The sequence below is a fragment of the Bremerella sp. TYQ1 genome, assembly GCF_020150455.1.
GTDB classification, from domain to species: domain Bacteria; phylum Planctomycetota; class Planctomycetia; order Pirellulales; family Pirellulaceae; genus Bremerella; species Bremerella volcania_A.
This window is the reverse complement of sequence record NZ_CP083740.1, coordinates 2,348,079-2,362,634: the sequence shown is the minus strand read 5'-3', so window position 1 is coordinate 2,362,634 and position 14,556 is coordinate 2,348,079. Positions and strand designations below refer to the sequence as shown.

Below are 14,556 nucleotides of genomic sequence, written 5' to 3'. Positions count from 1 at the left end.
CTCGGAGATTATCCAAGGCGAGGGCTTTTCGGTTTAGTCAAACTATTCGGGCGAAATCCGCTTTAGAGCGAAGCGACCGAGTCGGAATTGAAATCGAAGTTGATTTCGCGTTCGTCACCACCGGTCAGATCGATGGTTTTACGCTGAGTGATCGGCGTACCGTTGCGAAGGACCGTCACGACGATGTCGTAATCCTTCCAGGTTTCACCAGCGGCCAGAGCCACGGTGCTGAAGATACGCTGCGGACCAAGGGTTCGCATTTCGTTGCCGGCCAGGGTAACCGATGCGTTCGAAGGAACGTTCAGGGTGACCTTGGTTTCGACAGGAGCACCGACGACCTGGGTGTCAGGCTGAGCAGTTGGATCGAGTTGGAACTCGATTTCCTTGCTGTCGCCGCTGGTCATTTCGATCGTTTTCACTTCACGAACGAGACGGCCATCGATTCGCATTTCAGCGCGAACTTCGTACTCGAACTTGTAACCTGGTTCGAGGTCTCGCGAGACGAAACGTCGAACGGTACCAGTGCTCGAGGTGACTTTGTCGTTGACGTAGATCTTAGCACCTGCAGGAACACTGACGTTGATGACAGCGTCGTTGCCGCGGTAAGAAGCTGCTTCGGCAGGAATTGCTGGTGGGACGTCGGCAGGAGCTGCATCCGTTGCCGGAGCCGACTCCATCGGAGTGTAGTACTGATAAGTACCGCCACTGGAACCACCGCTCGATCCGCCGCTGCTACCGTAGCTGGAACTGCTGCTTCCGCCGCTCGAACCACCGCTGGATCCCCAGCTTCGCTTCACACGGTGATGACCGAACAGGCCACCGCCGCTCGAGCCACCGCTGGAACCCCAGCTGCTGCTGCTCGAACCGCCACTGCTGGCATAGCTGGAGCTGCTGCTTCCGCCGCTGCTACCGTAGACTTTGGCAGCGCGATGATTGTCCCACCATCGTTGGAACAAACCGCCACGCCAGTAGCCACTGCTGGAACCGCTCGAACCACTGGAGCCGCTGCTTCCGCTCCAGTACGAGCTGCTCGAGCCGCCGCTGGATCCACCACTGGAACCGCCGCTCGAACCACCACTTGATCCCCAAGAACCCCAGCCGGCCTCGACCTGGCTCGTGCCCACTACCATGGCGGCACATGCCAGCGCGCCGGCCATTGCGAATTTTCGGCCAATGCTGCTTTTCATACCCGGATTCACTCCAACTACCGTTTTTCCAAACACGTGATCTGCATTCATTGCGAGGCTAGCAACAACGCTGCCCTCTTTGAACTTAGCAAGTGTAGGTTTCAATTCAAGCAGAATGGGCAAAATTTGCTGAATAGATAGAATTTGGAGGGATCGCCGGAAATGGCATCTAAGTCCCTGTACAGAAAAGAGTTACGAGCCAAAAAGGAGCTTTGCAGTGCAAGATTGGCCCGTACCCCCTTTTTTAACGGGCTGCTTCGACTGCCAGATTATCGACGTACATAGTGCCGACCGCGCCAAAGGTACTGACCCGAAAAAGTGCTTCACGTGTCGCCGGCGGTACATTGACCACCTTTTCGACTTCATGCCAGTCAAGCGTTCCGATGAACGGACCGATGGCGGCTTTTCCCAGGTCTCGTCGCTGTTCGTCATAAAAAGAAATCATGATCATCGGGGCTAGCGTTCGGTCTGGCCCCAAGCCCATGCCTTCGGTTTTGACCCAGCCGGAAAGCTTGAGGCGGGGAACCTTTCGTCCGTCGAGTGCCAACCCTTGCAGCGCCAGGGCAACGCGGCCAGGTTCTTCGTTCGAGAGCTTCAAGCTTTTGGTACCGCCGGGGGAACTGCTGTCTTCTACTAGTTCCAGCTGACGCTGGTAGTACCATCCTGGAACGCTGCCGTTCTTTTCCAGTTCAAGCTCGAAGTCGCCATTTTCCAAGCGAGGATTGGCTGGATCTGGTTTCACTTGGCGGCGAGACTCCGCCTCACCGGTCATAGGAACAAAGAGGGTTGGCCGTAGTGGCTCTGCTTCCAGCTTGCCATCTTTCTTCGTGAAAAGAACCAGTGTTTGCTGATAACGTTCACCGACAGGAATGACCATCCGGCCCCCTTCCTTCAACTGATCGACGAGCGGTTTGGGAACGTTCTCTGGCGAACAGGTCACAATGATCTTGTCGAACGGCGCGTATTGAGGCCAGCCGAGGTAGCCATCGCCTACTTTGGTATAAACATTGTCGTAGTTGAGACGCTGCAGTGTGCGAGCCGCTTTTCGTCCCAGTGGTTCTTTGATTTCGATGCTGAAGACTTGCTTGACCAAAGGGCTTAAAACAGCAGCTTGATAGCCACTCCCTGTACCAATTTCCAGCACTTTATCAGACGGCTTAGGCTCGAGTGATTCGGTCATATAAGCCACGATAAACGGCGAAGAAATGGTCTGATCTTCCCCAATGGGCAGAGCCATGTCGTAGTAAGCCTGATTCCGTTGATTGGAAGCAACAAACTCGTGGCGTGGTGTATTACGAATCGCCGCAATGACACGCGGATCTTTCACGCCGTTAGCGATCACGGCAGTTTCTACCAAGTGATTGCGCGCAGCCTCGTACGGATCACGGGCATCAGCGGAGGAGGCATTTACGCCCCCCAGAATAGAAGCGAGAACCAGCCAAGCGGTGAAGTGGGATCGTCCGATCATGGAATATCCAGCACGGAAGAGATGACAGAAATCGAGCAAACTAACAATCTGCCATTATAGGTTCTTCCGCCTGAAAAGCCCTCATTTTCCCGATTTTTCATCTCGCGCAAGAAGCGATAGATCGAACGGAACGCGTCGTTTAACCGACATTATCGTTGTGACGGGACTTGGGGCTATAAGAAGAAGACGTGCAGTTCGTCAATCCGCGTTACGTAGCCGGTTCTGTCGAAACCTGTTGACCCATGCCTTTGGTTAATGCCATGAACGCCGACTCGAGGTTGATCTCTTCTTCCCGGAAAAGTGTTATCTTGTGCCCTGCTTGGACGAGCATCGTGGGAAGATCACTATAGTCTTCAGCCTCTTTCTTGAGGGTTACCAGTAAGTGATCGACGCGGGACTCTATGTTCTCGACAATGTCTGACTGCTCGAGGACTTTGCCGGCCGCGTCATTGTCACCCTGAACGGCAACGAGCAACGTCGTCTTTTGCTTCACTTGCTTCATTACTTCAGCAACGGAAGCATTCACTTCCAAAACACCACGATCGATGATCCCGATCTTATTACAAACGTCGGCTAGTTCTGGAAGAATGTGACTTGAAACGATAATGGTTTTGCCCATGTCGCGAAGTCGCTTGAGCAAGTTACGCATTTGAATACGTGCGCGAGGGTCTAGACCACTAGCAGGTTCGTCCAGCAGCAGAACCTGAGGGTTGTGCAGCATCACACGAGCCAAGCCGAGTCGTTGTGTTTGACCACGGGAAAGTGTATTCGCGAATGCATTACGCTTGAATTCGAGGTCCACCAGTTCAAGCATTTCGTTGCACACTTTTGTGCGTTCCTTGCCGTTGATGCGGTACGCCGCTGCAAAGAACTCGAGGTACTCGATGACCTTCATGTCGTCGTAGACGCCAAAGAAGTCTGGCATGTAGCCGACCAGTCGGCGAATCTCTTTCGGCTTGGTATAGATCGAGTTGCCACAAACGTAGGCTTCGCCCCAGGAAGGATTCAGGAGCGTTGCAATGATTCGCATCGTGGTCGTTTTGCCGGCACCATTAGGGCCGATAAAACCAAACACGTCGCCTTGATCCAGGTCGAGTTCGATTCCCTTGATTGCGAAGAAATCGCCATACTTTTTCGTCAGGTCAACGGTCTTGATCATCGTTGGGCTATCTCATTCTGGCTGCGTTTCTGGACCGGATAGACGATTCGCACGTACGACCATGTCTGGGCCTCAGACGGATCGATCGGCTGGCCATCGACTTGCACACTGGTGAGAGGGTTCTCAACTTTTCCAACCAAGACGGCTCGATCCCCTTCGATATGAGACGAAAGGTCGACATAGCCTTGGAATCGATTGGAAAGATTGGTGTAGCTGCGACCACCCGCAGCACTATGGAACATCGTGACTTCCATGATGCGTTGGATATCACTGCTTTGGCGATCCCAGAGTTCACCTCCATCGGTTGACTCTTGAACACGTCGGCGTTTGAGAACTTTCTCTGTGTTCTGAGCGGACTGCCCTGGAACGATACGAGCCGTTCCACCGGCTGGCAGTTTCGCGACAAAGTATGCCCAGCGGCCATGGAAGATATAACAGTCGGTCAGTTCAACATTGGTCGGATTGGTCAGTAGACCTTCGATCAGCTGACTGTCTCGTTCGACCAATGGCTCGTATTCGGTCTCGTCGAGCTGTCCCCACCCGCGAGACATGAGTGTCTTGGATGACCAAATCTGGATTGGGAGTTCTTCAAGAGAAACTTGCGTCGTTTCGTCCGCTAGTTGGAAATCGATGTCATACGGAGTAGGAACCGTCGAAATCGATTGGCGGGCACTCATACCTCCAAGCCCAGACCCGGCAAGGCCCTGCCAGCTGAGAAGCTGATTCCACGCACCTGAAGGAATCGTGCTTGGTTTCATTTTCACATCGTATCGCTTCGAGTCAGGACTGAAGAGATGAAACCAACTCGTGGAGCGGACCAGTTGGTTCGATAGATCAATGTCGACCACTTCGACATGATTCATCTTCAACTGCGTTCCCTTCCACCACGTAGCAAGCGACCAGATGCCGGCACTCGCCAGCAAAATGATTGCTGGAAAAGTGAGCCAGGTCCATTCCATGCGTAGCCCTAGCTTGCGGAGGAAGAAGTAATCGCCAGGGCCTATCAGGGCCAGGTATATAACGATGATCGCACCGATCAGAAAGAACGAAACGTTTCGGACACCTGGAAACTGATCGAGTGCCCGTCGTAGTTGGCCGGCAATATCCGTATATCCATAGTGCGCCACGCTGCTGCCGGACTGCATGGATACTTGGGACTCATCAAGTCGATCGCTAATGTCGTCGAGAAGTAGCTTCAGGAGAGGCTCTCTGCCGGGCCACTTGGCAATCGGATCCACAGAAAGATCGAACGCAAAGAACTCAATCGTACCAAAGCCTACCGCGCTGCGAATCCAAAGCGGGGTCATTGCCTGACGTGATCCTTCCTGGACTCTTACAACACCACTAGGGCTTTGGATAACCGCAATGGGAAGTGGCTTTTCAACGGGACGATCAACCCGCGCGACCGAGTTGACCATCGCTTCCAACTCGGTCGTACTCCGGAGGTTCTGGACGTCTCGGAAAGTTCCCGGCACGAAGCGAGCGACCGGTTTATTCTCGCCAATAATTTCGGCAACTTCACCACCTACCGATAATGTCATCTGGCCGCCAAGTTTGAGCCACTCCAACAAAGCGGCCATCTGCTTATCGCTAATCGAGTTTACCGAAGCGACGTCGTTGGCCATCCACACGATGTGGTCGACCCCTTCGAGAAGATACCAATCAAACGGTAGTTGCGTTACGTCATCTAGCGTCGCGACTGTGGTGGAATTACTAAGATCGGAGTCGTATCGCTGTAAAGCATCGTTGAGACCGATACTGGGGCCTAGCTGCAGGAAAAGCCGATTGGTGGCCAGGATCGGTTGTGCAAGTTGCGAGACAGGAAACTCACGTATCGACGTTTTCTCAAGACCACCTTCGGTTGTCAGGAATTGAACTTTCAGATTAGAAGAACGCCGTCCAATTTTTAAAGGGATTCGGAAAACGAGATTGCCGTTCCGACTTTGCGGCTCTGGGGCAAGGATCTCGGTTGGTACCCCATCGCTGTCGAGGGCAATGATCGAAAGTTGAGGATCAGATGGGAACGCGGAAGAGGCAACTTCGACTCTGGCTTCCGTCCAACTACCGAGCTTGAAGTAACCACCAACCCCAAGGGCGATATCGAGATTCGCTATTTCGTGTTCGTTGGCTACCCAGTAGCCGGCCATGTTGGCCGTGATCGTTTCGCGCTCATCTGGTGCTGCGCACGCAGTTCGGGAATCGAATGCTATGGCCGATAGGCTGAAAGCTGCCATCAGCCAGGTAAGAATGAAATTTGGAGTGAAACTCCGCATGGTGGTACCAAACAAGCTCAGGGCTGTTTCTTAACGCGTTGCGAATTGAATGAAAGGAGGCTTGCCAGGCCCAAAGTCGTCAGGTTGCCAACTAATCGATTAACTTCATTAGGGCAAACCTTTTAGGATAGTCACCGAAGGCTTCCAGAGCGAGTCACTTGGGAAATCGGATCACCGAAATTTGCTGGAAGTTAACACCCTAAATTACGGTTTTTCCGCATCGTCACACGTGCAGACAAACTTTCCACAGCCAGGACAGCCGCTGCCATATTTTTCGTTAAGAGCCTCAGCCAGATCGATTCCCGCGACATTGGCAATGGTTGACAGCCAGGCAATCACGTCGGCAAACTCCTCCTTGCGTTCCTGGTGAGTACCCCCTCGAAGTGCGGAAGAAAGTTCGCCCACTTCTTCCATTAACCACATAAACGTTCCTTCGATCCCTCGAGCTTCATCTTTCTCGTAGTACATCTCGTGGATCAGCTTTTGCATCTGCCGGAAACCGACGTCGCCATCTAGTGGCTGGGCTCGCTGAGGGGTATCTTCCGACGAGGTCATAGGGGCTCTCGATTTACTGATTAAGGATTGCTTTCGCGGCCGCGTTATCAGGGTTTAGTTCCAAGATACGATTGGCAATGGCTTGGGCCTTTGCGTGGTCGCCAGCTTTATCGTAAAGCTGGGCGGCTTCGACCGACCACGATACCGTTTTTGGCTTCAGCTGACCAGCAACCTCGTACTCTCGGGCAGCCAGTTTCCATTTCTGCTGACCGCGATAGGCTTGGGCAAGTAACGCATGGGCGTCGGCATCGGTAACGCGAATTCCGATCGCTTCGTACGCCCACCGGGCAGCTTCTTCCCATGCCTCTTCTTGAAGAAGGATTTCGGCCATCTTCTTACGAAGTAAAACATCGTGGTGCTTCTGCACGGCGATTTTGGGAATCAGCTCTTGGAGGGCCGTATTGTCTTTCTGAAGAAGGTGAATTCGTAAAATCGACTCTTGCCAATCTAACTCGCCTGGCTCTTCCGCAGCGCCACGCTGATAGAGTGCGAGAGCGTCGTCGAAGCGTTGTTGCTTAACCCGCAAACCGGCCAACAGGGCGACCGCATTGCGTTCGAAGCGAGGGCTATTCGCTGCCGTTTCAAATTCAGAAATCGCTTCTTTCGTATCCCCAATCGTCAGATAGAGTCGCCCCTGAATGTAATGGGCCAATGGATTGTCTTTATCTGCGTGCAAAGCATTTTTGGCATACTTGCGTGCATCAGGAAGAGCTTTTCGCTTCAGGTAAATGTGTCCGAGCTCTGCTTGAACGTCAGCATCGTTGGGGTTGTCTTGAGCGGCCTGATAAAGTTCCGAGAACGATTGTCGATTGGATACCGAAAGTTGGACGTCTTTGACTTCCTCGCGAAGAAAGTCGAGATACTCTGATTCGAAGTTAGTTTTGTCGACGTTGAACTCGGATGCCAAAATTTCATCGGTCGTTTGGTAGTTGCGATACGCGGATAGCATCCGTGCGAGGGCATCCTCGCCGAACTTTTTCTTAATGAACTGTGAGTAGTAAAAAGATTGGCAGTAGGCCATCGTCCAGTCATCTTGATCGCTGGGGCGAATAAAGCCGTAGTTGATCGTGTCGAGGTTGAAGACACGATCTTCCGCCAAGCGTCTTGCCAATAGCGTTTTCCATTCCGGAGGACGCTGCTCGCTTTCGTAACTGACGGCTAATGCTTCGGTAAACCAGTGCGGAATGTTGAAGTCCGTTTGTTGTAAGTTCACGACGTGGACGAACTCATGGCGGATGACATGAGCCCAGTTGTAAGGTTCGGGAATCGAATCGGGCGACGCCATCGCAATCATTTTCCCAGCACACGCTCCCACGGTACCAATGTACGGCAGTCCAACCATTCGGGCACTGAACCAGCCATGCCCAGAGGTATTCTTGGCTTGGTTAAAGATCTCGATGAGCGATTTATCTTTGGGCGTATAACCTAAGCCTTCGCACACCAGCGGATAGACGTTCTCTTCGAGAAACCGCGACATGTAAACCGCTAGAAGCCGATCCTTGGCAGGGTCGAAACGAATCACGAAGTGTTCTGTCTCTAATGTTTCGTAAGTCGCAAGAACGTCGAGCACTTCCAGCGAGTTTTTAACGCGAACATTAAACGGATCGGCTTCAAATGCGTCATCCAGTACTTCTTTGGCGGTGGCTTCTTCACCCATTCGCATTAACACCATGCCTAGGTCGCCATGAACGCCAATTAGCTGAGGCATCTGATCTCGTGCCTCTTGCAGGTATTTCACCGCGTCTGGATATTTGCGTACGATGTCGCAGCCGTCCCCCAATGCAGCGTAAAATTCGCCGGGGTTGTTGTGGTCGGTTTCCGCCTCTTGAAGTAGTCTGCCGAACCGCGTGGGTTCACCTGTTTTCTCCGAGAGCAGTTGTTTGCCATCGGCAGCCAACATCGCAGAGGCCAAGTAGCCTTTCGATGTCTGACTTGTCGGATTTAATTCCACAGCCTCCGTCAGAATTTCAATTGCCTGTTCTGGGCGGAAGTCGGTTAGTTTTGCTTTGCCACGCAACTGTACTGCTTGGATATTTTGCGGATTGATTTTGAGTGCGAGTTCCACGGTCTTTAACGCGGCGTCGACCTGATACCCACGCAACTCAATTTCAGCTTTCTGAGCATAGACGTCAGCGCTATTGGAATTAATCGCCAGTGCTTTGTTGAGGTGGTTCGCCGCTTCCGCCATGTTGTATTTCTCGGCGAAAAGCTGGGCCATAGCGAGTTCGGCTTGCCAATAGTTTGGATCGACCCGCAAGACATTCGGATAAAGATCGTTGACGAGAAACTGGAACTGACCACTGTTATGTGTCCAGCGAGCATATTGAGCAGCCGCTTTGCCAACGTAATAGAGGTCTTCAGCGGAATCGAACTTGTCGTTCTGGTTGTAGAAATCGATGAACCACTCGTATCCTTTCTCCGCTTTGGAGAGATCGCCCCGCATGCGTGCAAGTTCCGCGTGAAGCCATCTGGCAAGTGTTTGATTTTTATTCAGAGCAAGAGAACGCTCAACATTCTCAGCCGCCTTATCAAGTGCTCCACGAGCGAGCTGAAGACGAGCAATTTCTGCTAGAAGTAGTGCATTGGGTTTTGCATCCTTGACATAGGTCTGCAGCGATTCAACAGCTTCATCCCGCTTTCCCACCGACTCGTAGGTGCGCGCAAGAATAATGGCCGTCTCCGAATCGTTTGGTTTTTCGCCGATACGTTCGAGGACTTCAGCGTAGCGGCCCCGCTGGAAGTCGATGCGGAGCTTATCGAGGTCGGCCGCACGAATATTGCCGATTGAAATCCACGAAATGCTCAACAGCAACAGAGGCAACGGAATAGCAAAACGAATCGTCAAACTAGCGGACTCCTCCCCTGCTCTGCCCTGTCCGGTTGAGCGGGAAAAATTTAGAATGCAATGCAGTCTTTTATTTTAGCCATACGTGGCTTCGATAGCGAAAGTTTTCGACCGACCTGCGAGATTGATCGAATGTCCGATTTTCATACTGTCGCCAAAGTGGGAGATATTCCCGAGGGGCAAGGCCAAGCCTTCAATGTCGGAGGGCGAACGGTTGCTGTATTCAATACCCAAGAAGGCTATCAGGCGATCGACGATTTTTGCCCACACATGGGGGCATCGTTGGCTTCCGGCCCTCTCGAGGATGGCGTCGTGGTATGTCCCTGGCATGCATGGGGATTTCAGCTTTGCGACGGTGCCTGGCTGGATAATCCGAAGATCAAAGTCGATTGTTTCGAAGTCCGTGTCGTAGACGACGAGATCCAAGTTCGAATCGATGAAAAGACGAACTAACTAGTCTTCAATTTCGGCCATGACTTCTTCCGAGATATTGAAGTTTGCCGAGACACCTTGAACGTCTTCGTGATCATCAAGGGCAGCCATAAGTTTCATGAGACGTTTAGCATCGTCTCCATCGACGTCGACGTGATCCTTCGGAATTCTAGTCACGCTCGAACTGTCGACTTCGATTTCAGCTTTCTCCAGAGCCTCTTGGACGTCGGAGTAAACTTCGGGCTCACATAACACCGAGAAAGTTTCCTCGTCTCGCTGGATATCGTCGGCACCAGCATCCAGTGCTATTTCCATGAGTCGATCCTCGGAAACATTGACCATCGGAATGCTGAACACTCCTTTGCGATCAAAGTTCCAAGCCACACATCCTGAAGCTCCCAGGTTGCCGCCATGGGTGTCAAAAAGCTTACGAAGTTCAGGGGCAGTACGATTACGGTTGTCTGTCAACGCATCGACCATCACCGCGACACCATTGGGGCCGTAGCCTTCGTACAAGATTTCCTCGAAGGCATCGCCCTTCGATTCTCCGGTGCCTTTTTTGATGGCGCGATCGATGGTGTCGTTAGGCATTCGGGCGCTTTTGGCATCAGAAATCGCTAAACGCAGTCGCGGGTTCGCAGCAGGATCTCCGCCACCTAATTGTGCGGCAACCGAAATGGCCTTAGAGCATTTCGTCCAGATTTTGCCTCGCTTATTGTCGACCGCTTCTTTCTTGCGTTTGATATTCGCCCAATGGGAATGCCCTGCCATCTGATGATCTTTCGTCTATCGTCGTTTGCCTGTCCGAGGTTTCTGAATTGAATAACTACGCGGAACGAATCCGTTGCAGCTTTCTGCTTACGAGTTTGTTTTAAGCTTGGCTTGAACCTCTGAAAGAATCGCTGCATCTTCCTCTTCGCTAAGGATGTCGCTTGCTTTCTTCCAGCTTGCGATCGCCTTTTCCTTTTGGCCGGCTGCTAGATAAGCATCGCCCAGGTGGTCGAGAACCGTTCCGTCTTCGTTTTCGGCCAGCTTCGCCGCTTTCTCTAGCGTTGTGATGGCTTCGTCGTTTCGCCCGAGACGGTGGTATGCCCAACCTAAACTATCCAGAAATGCGTAGTTGTCTGGTTCCGCATGGACCGCTTTCTGAATCATGTCGAAGCCGCGACCGATATTCATTTGATTGTCGACCCACAAGTAGCCGAGATCGTTCATGGCTCCAACATCATCAGGAAACTCATCGAGCACTTGTTCCAGCCATTCCGTTGCCGTGGGATAGTCCTTCTTCTCGCTGGCGATTGCAGAAAGCAGTCGCTTGGCATCTCGGATGACTTGTCGCGTTTGCGAGTTGTCGTAGTCGTCAGAGAATTTCTCCAGAAGGGTGCGGTATTCCTTGACGGCATCGTCGGTTTGTCCGGCATGGTAAAGCGTCCACGGTATTCGACTACGAAGAAGTGCCGATTCTTCGTCCAAAAGCGCGGCCCGTTTGGCTGTTCTTAGTGCATCACGCGTCTTGTCTTGCATCTCGAGGGTTGTGGCGAGATAGAAGTAGAACAACGATGTTTGAGACTTTGGCAATCCGAGCCGAATGGCCGCGCGGAATGCTTTCTCTGCGACCGCTTCTTGATCATCGCGAAAGGCCTGCAATCCGAATTGCATCAGCAGCCGTGCTTTCTCTTGACTGTCGAGATCAGGAAGAGCTGCTTCGGTCCATTGCCACGCAGTTTCGCCTTGTAAAGCCAACTGGTAGAGCCGCGCAATTCCGATTCGCTGATTCAAAGAAAGCTCGGCAGGTTGAAGCTCTTTCAGATGCTTGTTGAGTTCCTCCCATTGCTTTTCATTATCGATGACTGTCTTAAGCGGCTTTTCAATCGAATCAAGCTCGTATCGACCGTCAAGAGATTCCGCAAGAAGCTTGACGAGACCTGGCCAATCATTCCGGTTTACGTACGACGTAGCAAGATTCTCAAGAGCTTGTGCGTCAGGTTCATCTTGAATGAGCGGCGAAGCAACTTCGATGGCTTTACCCCAATTTTTGTCGTTGACGTAGAGTTGGGTCAGGTAAAAAGCTAACGGAGCGAAATCAGGGGCTTGCTCGTGCTTCTCTTGTAGTCGCTCAATGACGCTCGTTTGTGCTGCTTCATCGGTGTCAGCACTCTTTTGGGCGACCTCCAACAGAAGAGCGTACGGACGTTGGCCAGCTTTTTGATGATTGGCTTCAAGATACTCGTCGAGTTTGGCTTTCGCCGTGTCCCAGTCTTCGCGGACAATGGCAACCGCAGCCTGGTTCACCAAGTGCTGGGCCGGATTGGATTCGGTCTCCTCCGCTTTGGCAAACATCTTTTCCGCTTTGTCAGGTTGCCCTGCCGAAAGGTAGGTGTCGCCAAGTTTCTCGTAGGTTGAGCGGAGACCACCATTGGTAAACTGCTTCACAACAGCATCCAACTCAAACTTGTCTGGGGCGCCAATCATCTTGGCGACTTCGTTCGCGTGGCGCGCCGCCATCTTGGGTTCGTCGTGCGATTCATAGATACTCATCAACCGGAAATGAATTCCGAGGGCCTGAGCATGGGCGTTTTCTTTTTTAAGTAACGCCAAAGCACGTTCATACAAATCGATCGCACGTTCGGTTTGATCATCTTCCAGGCAATACTGAGCCACACGCTGCAAGGCATCCGCGGTCATGGTCGTCTGATTTTCTGCCAGCAGAATTGCATACCGCGAGGCTACTTCATTCCGCTGAAGTAGAAAACCTAGACGCACTATTTCTTGGAGGATCGTTGCTGAGCCAGGGCTTAGCCGATATGCACGTTGATAGGTTTGTAGTGCCCCCGCTACGTCTCCACGATGGTCTTGGAGTCGTGCCTTGGTTAGCAGAGTTGTCAGGCGTAGACGATTCTCGGCCGATTCATTGCGAGGGGTTTGTTCGACGAAAGCCTCAGGCAATTGCGAGAACGGAAATTCATCCTTCCCTGGCTTTTCTTCCGAAGTGTTTTTTGCGGAAGTTGTTTCCGCTGTGACTACGGACGAAGCTAAGCAGACCGCAGAGAACGCTATGAGTAACGCGGTTCCAAGGTGTTGCCGAAATATCATAGAATCCCCAGCTGAAAGCAGAGTGGTAGGCTTAGCGAAAGAGCAGGAAAACCTGCTTTGATTCCGAATGCCTTCAATTCTATCCAGGACAGAACGATCGGTCCAAGACGAATAGACATCACCACGCGGGGAAAGAGCGACTCGGTTTACTTAGGCTTCTTTTTCGTAATCCGAGTCGACGTCTTTTTGGGGGCAGCTTTTTTGGTGGTCGACTTCGTCGTTTTCTTTTTGGCAGGTGCGGCCTTAGCGGTTTTCTTTTTAGGAGCTGTCGTTTTGGTTGCTTTGGCAGGCTCTTCCTTTTTGGAAGTCGACTTTTTAGGAGCCGATTTCTTCTTCGACTCGTCCGTCGCCTCTTGCTTTACAGACTCTTCCGAAACGCGTTTCGGGAAGCGTGTTTTCGCATCCGGCGCGATCTCGAGCAATAAGTCACGCATCTTTTTGGAGAACGGAGCCATCTGGAAATCGACGGCCAACTCGTGGATCATGTCGGCAAATTCGACCCCTTTGGTCTTCGGGATGGCACGTTCCATTCCGGGAATGGTTTCTTTTTCCAGTTCCTTGTCGGTGATTGCGCCAAGCACGAACATCAATTTCAACAAGGAACGATCAATCGGAATGGAGTGACCACCGAGTCCGTGTTGCGTGACATATCCCAACACGAAAGGGGTGGCGCCATACTTTTCGATCGTAGCGACAGCTTTACCTTGGTTGCCCTTTTTGAGGCCTTCCAAATCGTAGCTGTAGATCGATTCGAAGACATTTTGAAGGAGTGTCTTCACACGCGATGCAGCTGAATCGGCCATTGGGTGCTTGGCGAACTGCTCGGCAAGTTCGGGAACGCTGGTAACACGAACTTCGTTCCAGTCGAAGTACTCGTTTTGCAGAGTCGCGTAGCAGTCGTCCGCAATCTTGCGTGGAGCATTTTCCAAAACGGCCGCAAACACCATTTGTTCCAGAATCGACCGTTTGTCGGGCCCTGCCGAAGCGTAGTGCTTCTTGACAATCTTTTGGCAGGCAGTGAAGACATTTGCTCGGTTAGCGGCGGCCATGGTGTTGTATGCGTTCTCTTGTTGATAATTGGCAGAATGAATGGCAAGGGAAATCAGGGATCAACTAAGAAGACTCGTCTGCGTCGTTGTCTTCTGGTTCCCAACTTTCGTCTGCCAATTCCTCTTCCGTGTCGTCCTCGTCTTGCGACGGCGGCAGAACTTCTTTCAGAATGCGACTGACTTCCAGCGACTGCTTCACGCCCTTGTCGATTTCAAATTCGAGCTTGGGAATGTACCGAGTATCGATTCGGTCTTTGATGCAGGACTGCAGGAAACCAGCCGATCGTCGCAGCCCATTCAGACAGAGCTGCTGCTTTTTTTCATCTCCCATGATCGAAACATAGACTTTGGCATTGCGCATATCGCCTGCCACTTCTACGTTTGTCACGGTCACGTCTTGGACGCGTGGATCGCGCAGCTGCGTCAGGATTGCCATACTGACAACTTCCCGAATCGCAGATGCGGCTTTTAAAGTTCGACGAGACGCCATAAGGT

General features: G+C 52.1%; 11 protein-coding genes. 1 reads left to right on the top strand and 10 read right to left on the bottom strand.

Features of this window, described 5'->3' with window-relative positions:
• Positions 1-62 precede the first annotated feature (62 nt).
• The 6 genes from LA756_RS09055 to LA756_RS09030 form a co-directional block, all read right to left on the bottom strand.
• The gene (locus tag LA756_RS09055; protein WP_224439549.1) at positions 63-1,187 is read right to left on the bottom strand and encodes a TIGR03000 domain-containing protein; all 1,125 of its coding nucleotides are present in this window, start codon (positions 1,185-1,187) and stop codon (positions 63-65) included.
• Between the two features lie 244 nt (positions 1,188-1,431).
• Positions 1,432-2,655: a protein-L-isoaspartate(D-aspartate) O-methyltransferase gene (locus tag LA756_RS09050; RefSeq protein ID WP_224439548.1), complete on the bottom strand. Its 1,224-nt coding sequence runs from the start codon at positions 2,653-2,655 to the stop codon at positions 1,432-1,434.
• 208 nt (positions 2,656-2,863) lie between these two features.
• Complete coding sequence (locus LA756_RS09045) at positions 2,864-3,814, bottom strand: ABC transporter ATP-binding protein (RefSeq protein ID WP_224439547.1); 951 nt, start codon at positions 3,812-3,814, stop codon at positions 2,864-2,866.
• Entirely contained in the window at positions 3,811-5,961 is a 2,151-nt protein-coding gene (locus LA756_RS09040; protein WP_224439546.1) for a hypothetical protein, read from the bottom strand. Before LA756_RS09040 ends, LA756_RS09045 begins: the two co-directional genes overlap by 4 nt.
• 330 nt (positions 5,962-6,291) lie before the next feature.
• The gene (locus LA756_RS09035; RefSeq protein WP_224440370.1) at positions 6,292-6,576 is read right to left on the bottom strand and encodes a MazG nucleotide pyrophosphohydrolase domain-containing protein; all 285 of its coding nucleotides are present in this window, start codon (positions 6,574-6,576) and stop codon (positions 6,292-6,294) included.
• Positions 6,577-6,655: 79 nt separating this feature from the next.
• On the bottom strand, positions 6,656-9,487 hold the full coding sequence (locus tag LA756_RS09030; protein WP_224439545.1) for a tetratricopeptide repeat protein: 2,832 nt from the start codon (positions 9,485-9,487) through the stop codon (positions 6,656-6,658).
• A gap of 132 nt (positions 9,488-9,619) precedes the next feature.
• Between LA756_RS09030 and LA756_RS09025 the strand changes: the two genes are divergently transcribed.
• Positions 9,620-9,940, top strand: a complete 321-nt coding sequence (locus LA756_RS09025; RefSeq protein ID WP_224439544.1) for a Rieske (2Fe-2S) protein — start codon at positions 9,620-9,622, stop codon at positions 9,938-9,940.
• Here the strand turns inward: LA756_RS09025 and LA756_RS09020 are convergent, their stop codons facing one another.
• The 4 genes from LA756_RS09020 to rbfA form a co-directional block, all read right to left on the bottom strand.
• The gene (locus LA756_RS09020; RefSeq protein WP_224439543.1) at positions 9,941-10,690 is read right to left on the bottom strand and encodes a YebC/PmpR family DNA-binding transcriptional regulator; all 750 of its coding nucleotides are present in this window, start codon (positions 10,688-10,690) and stop codon (positions 9,941-9,943) included.
• An 87-nt stretch (positions 10,691-10,777) separates the two neighbouring features.
• Entirely contained in the window at positions 10,778-12,604 is a 1,827-nt protein-coding gene (locus LA756_RS09015) for a tetratricopeptide repeat protein (protein WP_224439542.1), read from the bottom strand.
• A 554-nt stretch (positions 12,605-13,158) separates the two neighbouring features.
• Positions 13,159-14,061, bottom strand: coding sequence for a hypothetical protein (locus LA756_RS09010; RefSeq protein ID WP_224439541.1), 903 nt, complete (start codon positions 14,059-14,061; stop codon positions 13,159-13,161).
• A 64-nt stretch (positions 14,062-14,125) separates the two neighbouring features.
• Positions 14,126-14,551: a 30S ribosome-binding factor RbfA gene (gene rbfA / locus LA756_RS09005; RefSeq protein ID WP_224439540.1), complete on the bottom strand. Its 426-nt coding sequence runs from the start codon at positions 14,549-14,551 to the stop codon at positions 14,126-14,128.
• Between the last annotated feature and the right edge of the window lie 5 nt (positions 14,552-14,556).